The following is a 19,939-nucleotide window of genomic DNA, read 5'->3' as shown; positions in this document are numbered from 1 at the left end:
CTCGATCGAGTGATGCAAGGCTTGATAACAAAAGGTCCGAAGACTGTGCCCAGCAGCACACCGGCGCGCCGGGCCGTCGATTTTGAGTGCTTGCATCTTCCGTTCGGTGACATAAGGTTAGCCTTGCCTACTCTCAGAATAGTATCAGGATAGAGCTCGGTGCGAGGGGGAACAACCGGTGGTGCCGCAGTCGCGGAATACGACAACATGCCTGGTCACAGGTGCCGTCGGCGGGATCGGCGCGGCCGTGGCCACCGCGCTGGCGACGATCGGGCACCCGGTCGCGGTGCTGGATCGCGACGAGCGCGTGCTCGGTACGGGGGAGCGGTTGCGGGCCGAGGGCGCGGCGAGCCATGCGATCGTGGCCGACGTCACGGACGCCGACGCGGTGCTCGCCGCGGTGGACACGACCGAGCGACACCTGGGCCCGATCGGGGTACTGGTGAACGTCGCCGGGATTCTGCGCACCGGGCCGATTCTCGAGCTGTCCGACGACGACTGGGCGAGCTGCCTCGCGGTGAACGCGACCGGCGTGTGGAACACCGGCCGCGCGGTCGGGCGACGCATGCGTGACCGAGGCACCGGCAGCATCATCACCGTCGCGTCCAACGCCGCCGCCGTCCCCCGGGTCGGCATGGCCCCCTACGCCGCATCGAAAGCGGCCGCGGTGATGGTCACCCGCTGCCTCGCGCTCGAACTGGCACCGCACGTGCGGTGCAACATCGTGTGCCCCGGCTCGACCGACACCGCGATGCTCCGGTCGATGTGGTCCGACCCCGAGGACGACCGGGGCGCCGACCGGACGGTCGCCGGTTCGCCCGAGCAGTTCAAGCTCGGCATCCCGCTCGGGCGCATCGCCGCGCCGGAGGACATCGCCGGGGCCGTCGTGTGGCTCGCGGGCGACGGGTCACGGCACATCACCATGCAGTCCATCACCGTCGACGGCGGCGCGACCCTCGGCGTCTGACGCTCCGGCCCCATGAAGAAAGGACTGCTCGTGCACCCCGACGGCCCCGATCACACGCCATGGCCCACCGAGCTCGCCGCACGTTACCGGGCAGCGGGCCACTGGCGCGGCCAGACCTTCGGCTCGCTGCTCACCCTGCTCGCCACCGCCTACCCGGACAACATCGCGGTCGTCGGCGCGGGGAACCGCTGGACCTACCTTGAGCTGGACGAGCGGGCGCACCGAATGGCCGCCGGGCTGGTCGAGCTGGGTGTCCGCCCCGGTGAGCGGGTCGTGGTGCAGCTGCCGAACGTGCCCGAGTTCCTGTCCGTGGTGTTCGCGCTGTTCCGGGTCGGTGCCTGGCCGGTGTTCGCCCTGCCCGCGCACCGGGACACCGAGCTGCGGCACTTCTCCACGCAGAGCGAGGCCGCGGCGATCATCACCGTCGACCGCCACGACCGGCACGACCACGCCGCGATGGCGACCTCGCTGGCGCGGGCGCTGCCCTCGTTGCGCCACGTACTGGTGCTCGGTGATGCACCCGAAGGCGCCGTCGCGCTGCACGACGTCGACGCGGCCCCGGTCGAGCTGCCCGACCCGGACCCGGAGGGCGTTGCGTTCCTGCAGCTGTCCGGCGGCAGCACCGGTCTGCCGAAGCTGATCCCCCGCACCCACGACGACTATCTCTACAGCGTCCGGGAGAGCGCCCGGATCTGCGCGCTGCGACCGGACAGCGTGTACCTCGCGGCGCTGCCGGTCGCGCACAACTACCCGTTGAGCTCGCCCGGGGTGCTCGGCGCGCTGCACGCCGGGGCGACGACCGTGCTGGCGCCGAGCCCGGACGCGGACACCGTGTTCGAGCTGATCGAACGCGAGCGCGTGACCATCACCGGTGTCGTGCCGCCGCTCGCCGCCGCATGGGCGCAGGCGGCGGCCCGCACGAACCGTGACCTGTCGAGCCTCGAGGTCCTGCAGGTCGGCGGCGCCAAGTGCGGCCGTGAGCTGGCCGCGCGCATCGGCGCCGCGCTGGACGTCACCGTGCAACAGGTCTTCGGCATGGCGGAGGGGCTGGTCAACTACACCCGGCTCGACGACCCGGAGGAGATCGTTCTCGGCAGCCAGGGCCGTCCGATCTCGGCCGACGACGAGCTGCGGATCGTCGATCCGACCGACCCGAGTGCGGCGTCCACGGCCGAGGTGCCCGCCGGTTCGGTCGGCGCGCTGCTGACCAGGGGGCCTTACACGATCCGGGGGTACTACCGGGCTGCCGAGCACAACGCGACGGCGTTCACCCCGGACGGCTTCTACCGCACCGGCGACCTCGTCAGACGGCTGCCGGGTGGCCATCTGGAGGTGGTCGGCCGCGCGAAGGAACAGATCAACCGGGGCGGCGAGAAGATCGCGGCGGAAGAGGTCGAGAACTTCCTGATGGCCCACCCCGGGGTGCTGGACGCCGCGCTGGTGGCGCTGCCGGACGCGTATCTCGGTGAGCGCAGCTGCGCGTACGTCATCCCGGTCGACGGCGTCGAGACCCCCACCGCCGAGGAGCTGCGCCGCTTCGTGAAGCAGCAGGGCGTCGCGGCGTTCAAGGTCCCGGACCGGGTGGTCGTGGTCGACCGGTTCCCGGTCACCGGCGTCGGCAAGACCAGCAAACGTGAACTGAGGGCGGCGTTGGTCGCCGCTCACCAGCCGAATCAGTGAGAGGTAGGCACCATGTCTCTGCCCAGCATCGAGCCGTACGCGCTGCCCCGCGCCGAGGAGCTGCCGACCGGTCGCGTCGACTGGCGGCCGGACCCGACCCGCGCGGCGCTGTTGGTGCACGACATGCAGCGCTACTTCCTCGCGCCGTACGTGTCGGACGCCGGCCCGGTGAACACGGTCGTCGCCAACATCGCCGCGCTGCTCGGACGTAGCCGGGAGCTCGGGATCCCGGTGTTCTACACCGCTCAGCCCGGCCGGCAGAGCGCCCGCGACCGAGGGCTGCTCACCGAGTTCTGGGGCGACGGCATCGGCGCGGTGATCGACGCGCAGCCCGGCGCCGAGGACATCGTCGACGAGCTGGCCCCTCGGCCGGGGGACGTGCAGCTCACGAAGTGGCGCTACAGCGCGTTCCAGCGCAGCAGCTTCGCCGAGCAGCTCGCCGAGCTGGGCCGCGACCAGCTGCTGATCACCGGCGTGTACGCGCACATCGGCTGCCAGGCCACCGCGGTGGAGGCCTTCATGCGTGACGTGCGGCCCTTCCTGGTCGCCGACGCGGTCGCCGACTTCTCCCGCCGCCACCACGACCAGGCCGTCGAGTACGTCGCGCAGCGCTGCGGCGTCTCCCTGCTCACCTCGGACGCCCTGGCCGCACTGGCGCCGGCCGCGGTCCCCGCCTCCTGACCTCGTGAGTGTTGAGTGTGGCTATGGCCACACTCAACACTCACGAACCCCCACCTAGCGGGACCGGGCCAGTGGGACGGGAGCGGCGGTCCTGGCCAGGATGGAGGCGACGATGTCGCCCGAGCGGACGGCGGCGTTGGACAGCAGGGTCGAGCTGATGCCGTGGGTGTGCTCGGTCGCGCCCTGCACGTAGACGGCGGCCTCGATGTCCGGGGTCGCCATCCGGTAGTCCCTGCCGATCCGCGCTCGCCCGTCGGCGTCGCGGCCCACCCGGACACCGCTGTCGTCGAGGAACCGCGTGGGGTCACCGGAGCGGTAGCCGGTCGCGTACACGACCGCGTCGTTGACCAGGCGGGTCCTGGTGCCGTCGATCATCGACTCGACGACGACCTCGGCGTGCGATCCGGTGTCGGCCAGTTCGACGACCCGGCTGGCCTTGAGCAGCCGCAGCCGTTCCCTGCCGCTGACCCGCTCCGCGTAGTGCCGCGCGTAGAGCGAGTCGATCAGGTCGGGGTCGACGACGCCGTAGTTGGTGTTGCGGTGGTAGTCCATCAGCCTCGTCTTGACCTCGGTGGGCGCCGCGAAGAAGTCCTCGGCGGCCGCCGGGTCGAACACCCGGTTGGCGAACGAGCTGTCGTCGGCCGGGCTGTACCCGTAGCGGGCGAACACGGCGTTGACCTCGGCGCCGGGGAACGTTCGGTGCAGGAACTCGACGCTCTCCGCCGCGCTCTGCCCGGCTCCGACCACGGTGAACCGCGCGGGCGAGGTGCCCTGCAGCTCGGCGACGTTCGGCACCAGGTCGCGGCTGTGCCACACCCTCGGGGAGAGCTCGACCCCGTCGGGCAGAACGGGGCCGAGGCCGGTCGCGACGACGACGTTGCGGGCCAGGTGACGCCTCGGCTCGCCGTCGGTGCGGACCAGGACCTCGATCGTCGCTCCCCGTGGGCCGGCGGCGCGCATCCCGACCACCTCGCTGCCGTAGTCCACCTGGTCGGCGAACCCCCGGCCGGCCCATTCCAGGTAGTCGTGGAACTCCAGCCGGGTCGGGAAGAAGCTCTGGCAGTTCAGGAAGTCCACCAGCCTGCCCCGCTCGTGCAGGTAGTTCAGGAAGCTGTAGCGGCTGGTCGGGTTGCGCAGGGTCGCGAGGTCCTTCAGGAAGGACACCTGCATCCTGGCGTCCTCGATCAGCATCCCCCGGTGCCAGCCGAACCTCACCTGTCGTTCGACGAAGTGCGCGCCGAGCCGGCGCGCCTCACCCCGTTGGCTGTCGTTGTGTTCGGCGACCGCGATCGCCAGCGCCAGGTTCGACGGGCCGAAGCCCACGCCGAGAAGGTCGTGAACCTGGTTCTGAACGACGACGTCAGACATTCTCTTCCTCCGTGACCCGCCACAGCGAACTCAGTAGGGCAACCAACACGAGGGTGAGGGCGAGGCAGCCGCCCCCGTAGACGAGCAGTGCGGTGTCCGGCGCGAGTGCCCGGCCGAGCAGGCCCGCGACGATGGAGCCGACCGCGGTACCGGTCACGACCTGGACCTGCCAGAGGCTGGAGACACGGCCGCGCAGCTCGTCCGGGGTGTTCTGCTGCAGCACCGCGAACCGCAGGATGTCGGCCAGCGACCGGCCGAGCCCGTGCCCGGCCAGCCCCAGCACCGCGAGGATCACACCGCCACCCACACCGAGGAGGACCAGGCCGAGCGGCATCAGCGCGACCGACGCGAGCAGCGCCATCCCGGTACGCCGTACCCGGCCGGTCCAGCCGCTGGTCAGCGCGCCGACGACCGCGCCGATCGCGGGTGCGCCGTAGAGCACGCCGAGGGTCTCCGGCCCGGCGTGCAGCACCAGGTCGACGTACGCCGGGAGCAGCACCATCGGACCGCTGGCGAGCATGCTGAGCACCCCGACGAGCAGGACGCCGCGCACCACCCGGTGCCGCGCCGCGAACCGCATCCCGGTGCGCAGCGCCACCCACGGCGGCTCGTGGGACGTGCCCGGCGCCGGCGCGGGGCGCAGTGCGTTGATCAGGGTGACGGTGGCAGCGGTGGCGGCGGCGGCCACGAAGTACGTCACCGCCACGCCGCCGGCCGCGATGATCACCCCGGCGATCGCGGGTGAGACGATCGCCCCGAGGTCGGTGGTGAGCGCCACGAGTGCGCCCGCCGCGGCCAGCTTCTCGCGGGGTACCAGCGTGGACGCGAGCGCCATCAGCGCCGTGCCGCTGACCCCGCCGGCCACCCCGTCGGCGACCGCGACCAGGTAGATCACCCAGAGCTGCGGCGCGGGCAGCAGCGAGTTGAGCCCGAGCACCAGGAACCCGATCCCGGCGACGGTCCTCGCCAGCTGGATGGTCCGTTTGCGCTCCACCCGGTCGGCGAGGATGCCGCCCCACAGGCTGCCCGCGAACAGGGCCACGCCCATGGTCGTGGCGACCCCGCCGACGTGCAACGTCGAGCGGGTCAGCTGGTAGGTCTGCGCGGGCACCGCGACGACCAGCAGGCCGATACCGAGCAGCGAGATCAGCCTGGCCAGGAAGATGAACCGGAAGTCCCTGCTGGCCCGCAGCGGGGAGACGTCGAGGACCAGGCCACCGAGGCGCATCATCGGAAGGTGCCGCCGATCAGATCCAGGGTGCGCAGGGCACCGTCGTAGTCCAGCCGATAGCTCGACGCGGGAAGTTCGGTGACCTGGTGGTCCCGGAAGGCCGGGAGCCGCGCGTACAGCGGGTCGGCGGCCAGCTCGGCGACGGTGCGACCGGTGAGCCGGATGACGAACGCCGTGGGCGCGTCCGCTGCCTGGGACAGCAGCTCGGGGCTCATCGTGAACGAGTCCCCGGTGCCGTACTTGGGCGGGTTGCCCGCCTTGCGCCACACGTCGTCGGGGGTGAAGCCCAGCCGGCGCAACAACTCGGGCAGCTGCGCGTCCGCTGGGACGAGACACGGTTGGCTGCCGCTGATCGACAGGATGACCGCGAACGGGCCGGGCGGGGGGTTGACCGCGGCCCGGACCGAGGCCAGCTTGTCGTCGTAGGCGCGCAGCAGCGCCGGGACCCGGTCGGCCCGGCCGATCGCCTCGGCGAGCAGCCGCAGCTGCTCCTGCCAGGAGGTCACCGTCCTCGGGATGAGCACGGTCGGCGCGATCCGCGCCAGCTTGTCGTAGTTGGCCTCGGCCTGTACCCCGGTGATGCCCTGCCCGCCGCCGAGGATCAGGTCGGGTCTCGCGGCGGCGACCGCCTCGGTGCTCAGCTCGTCGACGCCCGGCAGTCCCACGGTGCCCTGCGCGGTCGCCGCCGCCGACCACTGGGGCGGGAAGCCGTGCTCGTCGTTGGTGACACCGAGGACCCGGGTGTCGGTGGCGACCACGGTGGCCCCGAGCGCGAACAGGTCCCCGGTCATGCCACCGCTGAGCACCACGATCCGCTTCGGCGATGGGGGCACACCGGTCCCGGGTCGTTCCGTGGCGGATGAGCAGGCAGCCAATACCGCCGCGAGCGCCACCACGGAGATGAACCACGCCGGCCTCATGCCAACGCCTCGGTGACAACCGGGCCGATGAGCGCCCAGCCGGAGGCCGAGACGATGCCGACGTGATCACCGGGGACCCGGTGGATCACGAGCTGCTGGTCCCCGACGACCCGACGCCACGCCTCGGCGAGCCGCTCACCCGTGCCCGCCGCGAACAGCGTGAGCGGCCCGTCGAAGTCCGGGCTCTCCGAACGGCCCATCAACTGAACGCACTGTGCGTACGCCGACCGCATCGCCTCGACCAGTTCCGGCGAGTCCTCGGCGAGCCCCTCGGGCAGCGCGGCCGCCAGCTCCCGGTCCACGTCCGGCTCGGGGACCGAGCCGAGCAGCGGGGTGCTGTCGATGAGGCCGGTGAACGCGACGTGTTCGCCGTCGCGCCGCAGCTGTGCCGCCATCGCGTGCACCACGTTGCCGCCGAACGAGTAGCCCAGCAGGTGGTACGGCCCGTCCGGCTGCATGCTCCGGACCGTGCGCAGGTAGCTCGCGGCCAGCTCGTCGACGGTGTGGACGTCGAGCGGAGCACCGCTCAGCGACGGCAGCTGAAGACCGACGACCGGCCGGTCCTCGGCCAGCTGAGGGACCAGCCCGGCGAACGCCCAGGCGAGCCCTCCCGCGGGATGGACACAGAACAACGGTTCTCTGGTTCCGTCGCGCCGCAGCGTGAGCACGTGCTCACGGCCGGTGGCCCCGGTCAGCTGTGCGGCCAGTTCCGCGACGCTCGGGTGAGCCAGCACGGTGCCCACCGCGACGGTCCGCCCGAGCTCCCGGTCCAGCGTCCCGACCAGCCGCATCGCGGACAGCGAGTCGCCGCCGAGATCGAAGAACCCGTCCTCGGGATCCACCCGGTCCAAGCCCAGCACGCGCGCGAACACCTCGCACAGCGCACGTTCGGTGTCGTCCTTCGGCGCGCGTCCCCCGGTGTGCGTGGCCGGTGCCGGCAGGGCCGCGCGATCCAGCTTCCCGTTGACGGTCAGCGGCATCGACTCGACGACCACGATCTCCGAGGGCACCAGCTGAGCGGGCAGCGTCTCCCGCAGCGCGGCCCTGAGCTGACCCCGGGGATCGGCGGACTCCTGCCCCGGCACCAGGACGACGTAGCCGACCAGGCGAGCGGCCGTTCCACCGTCGGTGCGCACGGCCGCCGCGGCATGGCTCACCCACGCGCAGTCGGTCAGCGCGGCCTCCACCTCACCCAGCTCGATGCGGAACCCGCGCACCTTGACCTGGCCGTCGGTCCGGCCCAGGTACTCCAGCTCGCCGTCGGCCCGGCGGCGCACCAGGTCACCGGTCCGGTACATCCGGGCACCGTCGGCCGAGAACGGGTCGGCGACGAACCGGGACGCGGTGAGGTCCCCCCGGCCCAGGTAGCCGAGCGCGGTCCCGTCCCCGGACATGTACAGCTCGCCCACCGCGCCGACCGGGACCGGGCGCAGACCGGAGTCGAGCACCCGGGCGCACGCGTTGCGGACCGGCCTGCCCAGGCACGGCGTCTCGCTGCCGCGCACCGGCGAGCCCATCGCGTTGATGGTGAACTCGGTGGGCCCGTACAGGTCGTAGCCGTCGACACCGGGCTGCTCACGCAGCCGCGTCCACAGCTCGGGCGGCACCGCCTCGCCACCCAGCATGACCAGCGCCGGTGTGTGCTCGCCGTCGAGCAGACCACCGGCCAGCAGCTCACGCGCGTAGGACGGGGTCACGTTGACGACGTCGATGCCGACGTCACGGTAGTGCTGGACGAGCGACACCGGCGCCAGCCGGGCCTTCTCGTCGATGACGTGCACCTCGTGCCCGGCGAGCAGCCAGAACAGCTCCTCCCACGACATGTCGAACGAGAAGGACACGGTGTGCGCGATCCGCAGCCCGCCCCGGCCCGCCTGGCGCTCGGTCGGCTCGAAGATCTCGGTGCGGTGGTTGTGGTACATCGCGGTCAGGCCGCGATGCCCGACCACCACGCCCTTCGGCCTGCCCGTCGAACCCGACGTGTAGATGACGTACGCGGGCTGGTCGGGATGGGTGGGCCCACCGACGGAGCCGGCCGGGACCTCCGGCGCCGTCACGCGGCCGTCGAGCACGGCCACCACCGAGGGGTCGTCGAGCAGCAGCTCGTCGACGGTGTTGCCGTCCACCCGCTGGGCCCGGGTGGTGACCAGCAGCGCGGCGTCGCTGTCCGCGATCAGCTCGCGTTGCCGCGCGGGCGGGTTGGCCGGTTCCAGCGGCAGGTAGGCCGCCCCGGTCCGCATGACGGCGAAGATCGCCACCACGTGGTCCGCGGTGCGGGGCAACGCGAGCGCCACCACGGCGTTCGGCCCGGCGCCCCGCGCGGCGAGCAACCGGGCGAGCCGGTCGACGCGCCGGTTCATCTGACCGGCCGTCAGTGCCACGTCGCCGAAGACCAGTGCGGGCGCGTCCGGCGTCGCGGCCGCACGTTCGTGCAGCAGCGCGTCCACGCTGCCGCCGGGCTCCCCTGGTACCGGGACCGGGACCCTGGCGGGCGCGAACGCCGACGGCACCTCGGCGGCGGGCACCGAGGTGTCCGCGACAACGCGCTCGCCCGCCCCCGGCTCGGCGAGCAGCTCCAGTACCTCGACGAGCCGGGCCAGAACCTGCTCGGCCAGCTCGTCGGTGACCAGGTCGGGCCGGCTCTCCAGGGTGAGTGTCAGGGAGCTGGTGGGGTTGACGTCGAGTGTCAGTGCGTAGTGCGTGCCGTCGACCGCTTCGGACGAGCTGATGCCGTGCCGGGCGAACACGGCCTCACGGGCCCTGTCGTCGTAGGGCAGGTTGCGGAACACGTACAGGGTGTCGAACAGCGTCGGATGACCGGCGGCGCGCTGCAGCCTGCCGAGGCCCAGGTGGTGGTGCGCGGTGAGCCGGCCCTGTTCGGAGAACGTCCGCCGCAGCAGCGCGGTGAGCGGTTCGCCGGGGGTCGTCCGCAGCCGGACCGGGATCGTGTTGAGCAGCAGCCCCACCATGCGGTCCGCGCCGGGCACCTCGGGTGGGCGCCCGGACACGGTGGTGCCGAACACGACGTCGTCGGTGCCGGTGGTCGCACGCAGCGCGAGCCCCCACGCCGCGGACACGACGGTCGACAAGGTGACCGCCAGCCCACCGGCCAGCTCGCGCAGCGCGGTGGTGACGCTCTGGTCGAGCTCGACCTTCCGTAACACGGGAAGCGGAGCGCCGCGGAATCCAGCGACTCCCTGGTCCCGGGCCAGCAGCGTCGGCTGGTCGAGGTCCGCGAGATACCCACGCCATGCGGCTTCGGCGGCCGCACTGTCGGTGCCTGCCGCCCAGCTCAGATAGTCCCGGAAGTCCGCGGGGACCGGCAACGCGGTGTCGATGTCGGCAGTATCGAGGTCCGCGGTGTCCCTGGCGTGTTCGTAGAGCGCGAACAGCTCGGCGAGCAGCAGCGTCTGCGACCATCCGTCGGTCAGCAGGTGGTGCTGGGTCAGCAACAGGCGCGCGCGCCCACCGGGCAACCAGGCCAGCACCATCCGGATCAGCGGCGGCCGGTCCAGGTCGAACCCCGAGGCGAACTCCTCCTCGTCGAGCCGGGCCACGTCCGTGGTGCCGTCCCGGAGGTCGACCTCGCGGTAGGGCATCGCGACGGTGTCGGCGACGAACTGCACGGGCTCGTCGAAACCGGCGTGGGTGAAACCGGCACGCAGGTTCGGGTAGCGCCGCAGCAGGGCGTCACCCGCCGCGCGCAGCGCCGACGGCACCACGTCGAGGGCCGAGGCGAACTCGAACCGATGCTGCACCAGGTAGACATCGGTCCCGCCGGCGTCGAGGACCGACTGGTAGTACATGCCCTCCTGCAGCGGCCCGAGCGGCAGCACCTCGCTCCATCCCGGGCACAGCGCGTCCAGGCGGCCACGCTGGTCCCGATCCAGGGTCAGCTCGGCCTCGGAGGCACCGATCACCTCCCCGGGACCGGCGGACCGCTCGTCGGCCAGCTGCGCGAGCGCGCCGAGCGACTCGCGCTCGAACACGTCGGCGACCGACAGCTCCAGGCCACGTGCCCTGGCGAGGGTGACCAGCCGGACGGAGGTGATGCTGTCGCCCCCGACCGAGAAGAACGCGTCGTCCGGGCCCGCGCCCCGGGTGCCGAGCACGTCGTCGACCAGCGCGCACAGCACGGTCTCGGTCGTCGTGGCGGGCGCCGCTCCCGTCGAGGGCGTCACGGTGGGTTCCGGCAGCGCGGCGCGGTCGACCTTGCCGTTGAGGGTCAGCGGCACGGTGTCCAGCACCGCCACCGCCTGCGGGACCATGTACTCCGGCAGCAGCCGCGACACCGCGTCACGCACCGCGAGGGCGTCGAGCGGGACACCGGGTTCGGCCACCACGTACCCGAACAGGCGCCCGACCCCGAACTGGTCGGACCGCACCGTCGCGGCCGCGCGGGCCACCCCGGGCACCTGACCCAGGGCGCCCTCGACCTCACCCAGCTCGATCCGGAAGCCACGGACCTTCACCTGGTCGTCGACCCGGCGGAGGAACTGCAGCGCCGAGCCGCCGCGCCGACGGCGAACCAGGTCACCGGTCCGGTACAGACGTGCGCCCTGCCCGGCGGGGTCGGCGACGAAGCGGCTCGCGGTGAGCGCGGAGCGGCCGAGGTAGCCGCGCACCACCTGAGCGCCACCCAGGTACAGCTCACCCGCGACACCGTCGGGGACGTCGCACAGGTCGTCGTCGAGCACCCGCACGTGCACGTCGGTCCACGGCGAGCCGATGGTCACCGGGTCGCCCTCGGACAGGTCCGCGGCGGTCGCCCACACCGTGGCCTCGGTCGGGCCGTACACGTTGCGCACCTGTGCGCAGTGCGTGGTGAGACCGGCCGCGAGGTCCGCCGGCAGCGCCTCACCGCCGACGAGGGCCCGCACTCCGCCCAGCCGGCGAGCGTGCTCGTGCTCCAGCAGCGGACGCCACAGCGACGGCGTCGCCTGCACGACGGTCGCACCGCTCTCGGCGATCAGCTCGTGCAGCTCGTCCGGATCCAGCACGGTCCAGCGGTCGGCGAGCACGACGGTCGCGCCCGCCACCAGCGGACACAGCAGCTCCAGGGCGGCGATGTCGAAGGACACCGTGGTGACCGCGACCAGCCGGTCACCGTGCCGGATCCAGCCCTCCCCGACGACCGTCTCGGTGAAGGCGGCCAGGTTGGCCGTGGTCACCATGACGCCCTTGGGCCGTCCGGTCGAGCCGGACGTGTGGATGACGTAGGCGAGATGGTCCGCCGCGGCGGGCGGTTCCGGCAGCGGGGTGTCCGGGACGTCCGCCGGGGCGTCGACCAGCATCGGCGCCGGTGCGTTGCCCGGCAGCCGATCCACCGCGTCCCGGCAGGTCAGCGTGCAGACCGGTTGTGCGTCGTCGAGCATGAAACTCAGCCGCTGCTGGGGGTAGTCGACGTCGAGCGGCAGGTAGGCGGCGCCGGTGCGCAGCACCGCGAGCAGCGCGGCGACCAGGTCCGCGGACCTGGGGAGCGCGACGGCGACGACCTGTTCCGGTCCCGCACCCTCGGCGACGAGGCGCCGGGCCAGCTCGTCCACCCGCTCGGCCAGCTCGCGGTAGGTCATCGTCCGCCCGCCGGTGATCAGCGCGGGCGCGTCCGGGATGTCACGGGCCTTCGCGGCGAAGGCCACCGCGACCCCGACCGGCGTCCGGTCCCTGCGGGCCGGTGCCCGCTCGGCCTCCGGTCCGGCGAGCACCAGCTCACCGGTCGACCGCTCGGGGTCGGCGACCATCACGGCCAGCGTCAGGAGAAGGTGATCGAGGAGCTCGGCGACGGTCGCGGAGTCGAACAGCTCGGCGTCCGCGGTGACCCGCAGACCCGGCCCTGCCTGGTCGTCGACGAGCCACACACCGAGGTCGAACCGAGCGGCACCGCCCGGGTCCGCCTCGCGCTCGACGGCCAGGTCACCGAGCGGTGGCGGCACCACGACCCGGTCGTGCGCGACCATCGTCTGGAACAGCGGATGCCTGGCCAGCGAGCGCGGCGGCGCCAGCAGCTCCACCAGCCGCTCGAACGGCAGGTCCTGGTTGGCGAGCGCGTCGAGCGAGGCCTCCTTGACCCGGCGCAGCACCTCGGCGAACGAGGGCCTTCCCGACACGTCACAGCGCACGACGAGGGTGTTCACGAAGTAGCCGATCGAGTCGGCGAAGTCGATGGTCTCGTCCACGTCCCGGTGCGCGACGGTGGTGCCGAGCGGGATGTCCCGGCCGGCGCCCAGCTTGCTCCACGTCACCGCGACCGCCGCCTGCAACACCATCAACGGGCTGGTCCCGGCGTCGGTGCACAACCGGGAGATCCCCGCGCGCAGCCCATCCGGCAGCGCGCGCACCAGCGTCGTGCCCCGATGCGCGGACCGTGCCGGGCGGGGCCGGTCGAACGGCAGGTCCAGCTCGGCGGGCAGCCCGGCGAGCGTCTGGACCCAATACCGGCTCTGGCTGTCCCCCTCGGTTTCCTCGGCGAGACGACGGTGCTCCCGCTGCGCATACAGCTGATAGTCGGGTCCGGCAGACTCCCAGCCCGGTTCCGCGCCCGCGCACCGAGCGCTGTAGGCCGTCCCCAGGTCGGCGAGCAACGGCCGGATGGACGTCTCGTCGATCGCGATGTGATGCACCAGCACGACCAGGACGTACTCGTCGCGCGCCACCTCGACCAGACTCGCCCGGGCCGGGGCCACCGAGGTGATGTCGACGGCTTGGCCCCGGAACACCGCGATCTCGTGCTCGCCGCGGCGGATCTGTAGACCGTCGACCACGTCCAGGACCCGGGTGAGAGCAGCACCCGCCCCATCAGCCGGATACACGGTGCGCAGCACCGCATGGCGGGTCAGGACGTCACGCCATGCCGAGTCCAGAGCGGCGACGTCCACCTCTCCACGCAGCCGCAGCACCATGGGGACGTCGTAGGTGGTGGACGGCCCTTCCAACCGGTGCAGGAACCACAGGCGCTGCTGAGCGGGAGACAGCACGGCCCCGGTGAGCTGCTCGGGTTGCGGCGTCACCCGTGTCTGCTCGACCCGCGCGATCCCGGCGAGCGCACGCATCGTGCGGGCGTCGAACACCTCCCGGACCGCCACCCGGATTCCGCTCCGGCGCAGCCTGCCGACCAGCCGCATCGCGGTGAGCGAATGCCCGCCCAACGCGAAGAAGTCGTCATCGGGACCGACCACAGGGACTTCGAGCAGCGCGGCCGCCTCGGCACACAGCGCGGTCACGACCTCGGTGGGCCCGGAGAGTTCCGGAACTCGCGCAACCGGGACGGCGACAGGCTCGGCCACCTCGGTGATCGTCAACAACCGGGACGCGGGCAGCTCCGGCTCCCGGACCAGGCTGTCCAGAATCTCGGCGAGCCGCGCGGCGACGGCCTCGGCGCGATCGGTCGGGACGACGGCGGGGTTGTGGTACAGCTCCAGTTCGAGACCGTCGCCGGGTGGCGCCAGGAGGGTCAGCGGGTAGTGCGTGACGCTGTGGTTGTGGAACCCGGTGATCCGCAGCTCGTCGGAGTCCGGCCGGGGCTGTTGGCGGTTCGGGAAGTTCTCGAACACCACCAGGGTGTCGAACAGCCTGCCCAGGCCGGCGATCCGCTCGATCTCGGCGAGGCCGGTGTGCTCGTGGTCCCGCACGGTCAGCTGGTCGTCCTGCAGCCGGGCGAGCTGCTCCCACAGCGGCTCGTCCGCCTCGATCGTCAACCGGACCGGGATCGTGTTGCTGAACAGCCCGACCATCGTCTCGACACCGGCGAGATCGGCGGGGCGACCGGACACCGTGGCGCCGAAGACGACGTCGGTGCGGCCGGTGTTCTCCGCGAGGACCGCGGCCCACGCGCCCTGCACGAGCGTGTTGACCGTGACGCCCCGGCGGCGGCCCAGCGCGGCGAGCGCCGCGGCGCTCTCCCGCGCCAGCGGGACGGCGAGCGCGACCGACGCGGCGCGCACGACGTCACCCGACGGGCCGACCAGGGTCGGCGCGGCGAGCCCGGTCAGGCGGGCCGCCCACGCGGCGCGCTGCTCGGCCTGGTCCCGTTCGTCGAGCCAGGCCAGGTACCGGTGGTACGGCGTCGGCACCGGAAGCCCGTCGCCGCCTCGGTGGTAGAGCTCCAGCAGCTCACGCAGGACGATCGGGGTGGACCAGCCGTCGGTGAGTATGTGGTGCGCGTTGAGGATCAGCCGGTGCCGGTCGTCCGGCAGACGGACGAGCAGCGCGCGCAGCAGGGGCGGCGTGGCCATGTCGAAGACGTACGCGGCGGCGTCACGTTCCAGGCTGTCGGCGGCCAGCAGCGCGACGCGCGACGGCAGCGCGCTCAGATCGACGCATCGCCACGGCACCCGGGCCGTCCTCGGGATCGCCTGGACCGGTCGGTCGAGGCCGTCGTAGTGGAAGGCGGCACGCAGGTTCGGGTGCCGGCGGTGCAGGCCGTTGACGGCGGCTTCGAGGCGACTGTCCTCCAGCGGCCCGACCAGGTCGAACCGGGCCAGCAGGGTGTAGACGTCGTCGGCCCCGTCGCGCACCGCGTGGAACAGCAGTCCCTCCTGCAGCGGCGACAGCGGGAGCAGATCCTCCAGCGGACCGTGCAGCGCTTCGAGCTGGTCGATGCCGTCCTGGTCGGTGCCCGCCGAGGCGCAGTCCGACGGGGTGAGGCCGCCCTCGGTGCGTGCGGCGTGCGCGGCGAGGGCCTCCAGCGCGTGGTCCCAGTGCACCTGCAGCTGCTCGACGGCCCGGGCCCCGAGTATTTCGCCCGCGGCCGTCCACTCGACAGCCAGCCGAGGGGCGCCGTCCTCGTGGACGAACACGTTGACCGCGAGGGTGTGGGTCAACGCCATGGACTCCGGCTCGATCACCCGGAACGGGTCGTCGTCGGGCAGCCGCCAGTCGGTGTCGGTCTGCGAGGTGAACCGGCCGAGGTAGTTGAGCAGCAGCTCGGGCTGCTCGAACCGCGCCAGCTCGGGACCGGCGACCGGGTCGAGGTGGCGCAGGATGCCGTAGCCGATCCCGGCGTCCGGCACCGAGCGCAGAGTCTCCTTGGCCGCGCGCAGCAGGCGTCCCGCCGACGCTCCGCCGGCCAGTGCATCGGCGAGGTCGGCGTCGGTCCGCACCGCGTCGGCCGGCACCCGTACCGGGAACTCACTGGTGAACCAGCCGACCGTGCGGGACAGGTCGACGTCCGGCGCCAGCTGCTCGCGCCCGTGCCGCTCGATGGTGACGCTCTGGTCCCGACCGTCGGGGCGCCAGGACCGCACCGCGAGCACCAGCGCGGCGAGCAGCACCTCGTCCACACCGGCCCGGTACGCCGAGGGCAGCACGCTCAGCAGCGCGGCGGTGACCTCGGCGGAGGCGACGGACCGAGACCTCGACGCGGTGGCCTGGGTGTCGCGGGTCGGGTCCAACGTACGGCTTCCCAGTCGGTCACGCCGTGCGCCGAGCGCGGAGCGCCAGTGCACCAGCTCCCCGCGCCGCGCCCCGCTCTCGCCCTGTGCGGCGAGCAGCGTGGCGTGCCGTCGCCATGACGTCCCCTTCGGCTCCGGAGCCGCCGGGCCGGCACACGCCCGCCGCAGGTCGGGCAGCAGCACGCGCCACGACACCCCGTCGATGACCAGGTGATGAGCGACCACGAGCAGCAGGTCGGGCGAGTCCGGCGCGGTGCGTACGAGCACCACGCGCAGGGTGTCCCCCACCCGGGGATCGAGCGACTCGGCCACCCGCTCGGCGAGCAGCGCGACGTCGGTGTCCTCGCTCGTCTCGGTGACCAGACGCGCGGCAGGCACCGAGTCACGTTCACGGACGATCAACGACTCGCCGGTGACCAGCAGCCGCAGCGCGTCGTGCCGGTCCAGGACCGTCTGGACGCCGGCCACCAGGTCGGGCAGCTCCACCCGCTCCCCGACCCGCACGACGGTCCACTGGGCGTAGCCCGCGACGGCCGCGTCGGGCAGCGCCGCCACGATCGGCGGAGCCGGCACCGGCCCGGTGGCCACGTCCGACACCGTGCGGGCGGTGTCGTCGATCTCCCTGGCCTCCAGGGCCAGCGATCCGAGGTCCCGCCGGGCGAACAGCTCTTTCGGGCGCAGGTCCAGGCCCCGTGCCCGCAGCTGGCTGCTCACCCGGATCGCGGCGATGCTGTCGCCACCGAGCCCGAAGAAGTCGTCTCCCACGCCGGCCCGGTCCAGCTCCAGTACCTCGGCGACGACCTCGCACAGCGCCCGCTCGCGGTCGGTGCTTGCGGCCCGTCCGGTGCTCTCGATGCGCGGAGCAGGCAGAGCGGCACGGTCGAGCTTGCCGTTGATCGTTCGGGGCAGCGCCTGCATGACCACGACGGCGGAGGGCACCAGGTGGTCAGGGACCCGGTCGGCGAGCACCCTGCGCACCCGCGCCGCGTCGAGCGCGGCGTCCGAGGGTGTCACGTAGCCGACGAGTCGCGGCTGCGCGCCGTCGGTCCTGATCACGGCAGCCGAGGCGGACACCCCGGGCACCGAGGCCAGCGCGGCCTCCACCTCGCCGATCTCCACCCGGCGGCCGCGGATCTTGACCTGCTGATCGGCGCGGCCCAGGTACTCCAGACCCGTGCCCGGCCTCCGGCGTGCCAGGTCGCCGGTGCGGTACATCCGGTCCCCCGGCGCACCGAACGGGTCGGCGACGAACCGGTCGGCGGTCGCGCCGGGGTCGGCCAGGTAGCCGCGAGCGAGGTGCGGACCGGCCAGGTACAGCTCACCGCGCTCGCCGTCCGGCACCGGGTGCAACGCGGCGTCGAGCAGGTACGCCCTGGTTCCGGCGACCGGGTGCCCGATCGTCGGGCTCACCGCGCGCACCGGCGCACCGGTGGCGTCGACCGTCGCCTCGGTCGGGCCGTAGAAGTTGTACGCCGGGACACCGGACTCGACGATCCGCCGCCACAAGGCGGGCGACGCCGCCTCGCCACCGATCACCAGCAACGCGAGCGGATGCGCGGCGGTCAGGAGGCCGCCGTCCACGAGCTGGGTGGCGATCGACGGGGTCAGGTCGACGACGTCGATGCGGTCGCGGGCGCACGCGTCGAGCAGCGCGTCGGCGTCCCTGGCCAGGTCGGCGTCGTAGAGGTGCAGCTCGTTGCCGCCCAGCAGCCACAGCAGCTGGTCGACCGAGGAGTCGAACGCGAACGAGTAGGTGTGCGCGACGCGCAGCGCACGACCACCGACCCGCTCCGACGCTGCCGCGAACGTGGTCGCCAGGTGGCGGTGCAGCAGCTCGGTGAGACCGCCCCTGCGCACCAGCACACCCTTCGGGCGGCCGGTCGAGCCGGAGGTGTAGATGACGTACGCCAGGTGGTCGGGGTGGCGCGGCTCGACCAGCTCGTCCGGTGCGAGCGGTCCGTGCGACTGTCCGGCGAGCTCGGCGCGGGTCGCCTCGCTGTCCACCGCGAAGGCCCCCGGCAACTCTCCCGCCAGCTCCTCGTGGACGAGGACGAGCACCGGGTCGGCGTCGACGACCAGGTCGCGGAGCCGGTCGAGCGGGTGGTCCAGGTCCAGCGCGAGGTAGGCGGCACCCGCGTCGAGCACGGCCAGCAACGCGACCACCAGGTCCACGGACCTGGGCAGCGCAAGACCGACGATGTCGTCAGGGCCGACGCCCCGGGCGCGCAGCACCCTGGCCAGGCGATGGACCCGTCCCTCCAGCTCGGAGGCGTCCAGCCGCTCGTTCCCGCACACCAGCACGGCTGACTCGGTGAGGCGGTCGGACACATCTGGGCGAGCGCCACCGACGCCCTCGGCCGTCGAGTCGGCGAGCAACCGCTCCCGTTCACCCGGCGAGGCCAGCTCGACCTGCCCGACCGGCGGGTCGTCCGGGGAGATCAACGCGAGGACCATCCGCCGCAGCGCGGCCATGCGCCATTCGGTGCCCGCGCGGTCGTTCGTCCGTGCATCGACCTCGAAACCGAGCTGCAGCCGACCGCCGGGGATCGGGGTGACGGTGAGCCCGAGATCCTCCGGGGGACCACCGGCGACGTTGCGCAGTACACCGGTCGCGCCCGCGAAGTCGAGTTCGAGGTCGAACGCCTTGACGTTGATCCCGACACCGTGCAGCAGCGCTCCCGCGCCGGGCACCGCGAGATCCCTCGGCAGGTTCTCGCCGCGATAGCGCTGGTGGGCCCGCATGCCGACCATCACCTTCGCCACCCGACGGCTCAGCTCGGCGATGTGGTCACCGCCGCGCACCGCGATCCGCAGCGGCAGCACGTTGACCGCCATCGACGGGGTGCGCAGCGCGACCGACCCGGACCTGGCCATCATCGGCATCGCGATGACCAGATCGGACTCGCCGCGCAGCCGGTGCAGAAAGCCCGCGTAGCACCCGATCAGCACGTCCGCCCAGGTCGTCCCGGCCGTGTCGGCGACGGCACGCAGTGCGGTGAACTCCTCCGCGCTGAGCATGGCGCGCGCGTGAACGGTCTGTTCCGAGGGGCCGTTCGCGGTGGCCGACCGTCCGGCGAGCTCGGGCAGCGGGGTCAGCTGGTCCAGCCAGAACCGGCGGTCCTGCTGGTACTGCTCGCTGTCCTGGTAGGCCCGGTCCTGTTCGATCATCGCCTCGAGCGAGCCGAACACCGGCTTCGGCGGCTCGGCGCCGCGCACCAGCGCCGTGTAGTGCGCCGCGACCCGTCGGGACAGCATCGCGGCGGTGTAGCCGTCGATGACCAGGTGGTGGTAGAGCTGCACGCACCAGACCTCACGGTCGGACAGGCGCAGCAGCGTGTAGGTGTAGAGCGGCCGGTCCACCATCGGACGGCAGTACTCCGACGCGCTGGCCCGCTCCGCGTCGACCAGGGCGTGCGCGACCGCGACCGGGTCACGCTCGGCACGCAGGTCGATGACCCTCGGCGAGGTGGCCGGCTCGTCGGTGATCGTCTGCCGGGGGCCGCCGGGGGTGTCGTGCACGCGCAGCCGCAGGGTCTGCGCCTCGTCGATCGTGCGGCGCACCGCGTCGGCGAGCAGCTCCACCTCGATCGGTCCCGGTCCGGAGATCTCCAGCACCTCGCCGACGAGGTAGCCGAGCGAGTCGGGGTCGAGACGCTGGGCGTTCCACACCCCGAGCTGGGCGGCGGACAGGGTCATCATCGTG

Annotated in this window: 7 protein-coding genes; 3 read left to right on the top strand and 4 right to left on the bottom strand. The window is 72.7% G+C overall.

Annotation, left to right across the window (positions count from 1 at the left end):
• Window positions 1-178 precede the first annotated feature (178 nt).
• The 3 genes from G406_RS0132190 to G406_RS0132180 are packed head-to-tail and all read left to right on the top strand — an operon-like array spanning window position 179 to window position 3,328.
• Window positions 179-967 carry a 2,3-dihydro-2,3-dihydroxybenzoate dehydrogenase gene (locus tag G406_RS0132190; protein ID WP_028936990.1) on the top strand — a complete coding sequence of 263 codons (789 nt, stop codon included), beginning with the start codon at window positions 179-181 and terminating at the stop codon, window positions 965-967.
• A 12-nt stretch (window positions 968-979) separates the two neighbouring features.
• Window positions 980-2,647 carry a (2,3-dihydroxybenzoyl)adenylate synthase gene (locus tag G406_RS0132185; protein ID WP_037079490.1) on the top strand — a complete coding sequence of 556 codons (1,668 nt, stop codon included), beginning with the start codon at window positions 980-982 and terminating at the stop codon, window positions 2,645-2,647.
• Between the two features lie 12 nt (window positions 2,648-2,659).
• A complete protein-coding gene (locus tag G406_RS0132180; RefSeq protein ID WP_028936988.1) occupies window positions 2,660-3,328 on the top strand; it encodes an isochorismatase family protein in 669 nt (222 codons plus the stop codon).
• Window positions 3,329-3,382: 54 nt separating this feature from the next.
• Here G406_RS0132180 and G406_RS51260 read toward each other — a convergent pair whose 3' ends face one another.
• The 4 genes from G406_RS51260 to G406_RS51255 are packed head-to-tail and all read right to left on the bottom strand — an operon-like array spanning window position 3,383 to window position 19,935.
• On the bottom strand, window positions 3,383-4,696 hold the full coding sequence (locus G406_RS51260) for a lysine N(6)-hydroxylase/L-ornithine N(5)-oxygenase family protein (protein ID WP_037079488.1): 1,314 nt from the start codon (window positions 4,694-4,696) through the stop codon (window positions 3,383-3,385).
• Window positions 4,689-5,924 (bottom strand): enterobactin transporter EntS, encoded by a 1,236-nt coding sequence (gene entS / locus G406_RS0132170; RefSeq protein WP_211241333.1) that lies wholly within the window; start codon window positions 5,922-5,924, stop codon window positions 4,689-4,691. The genes G406_RS51260 and entS overlap by 8 nt, the downstream gene beginning before the upstream one ends.
• On the bottom strand, window positions 5,924-6,847 hold the full coding sequence (locus G406_RS0132165) for an ABC transporter substrate-binding protein (RefSeq protein WP_028936986.1): 924 nt from the start codon (window positions 6,845-6,847) through the stop codon (window positions 5,924-5,926). Before G406_RS0132165 ends, entS begins: the two co-directional genes overlap by 1 nt.
• Window positions 6,844-19,935, bottom strand: a complete 13,092-nt coding sequence (locus tag G406_RS51255; protein WP_037079865.1) for an amino acid adenylation domain-containing protein — start codon at window positions 19,933-19,935, stop codon at window positions 6,844-6,846. Before G406_RS51255 ends, G406_RS0132165 begins: the two co-directional genes overlap by 4 nt.
• Window positions 19,936-19,939 lie beyond the last annotated feature (4 nt).

The sequence above is a fragment of the Actinospineispora spinosispora DSM 44797 genome, from assembly GCF_000429025.1.
Lineage (GTDB): Bacteria > Actinomycetota > Actinomycetes > Mycobacteriales > Pseudonocardiaceae > Pseudonocardia > Pseudonocardia spinosispora.
Note: the sequence above shows the minus strand (reverse complement) of the source record. Positions and strands in the feature narration are given on the sequence as shown.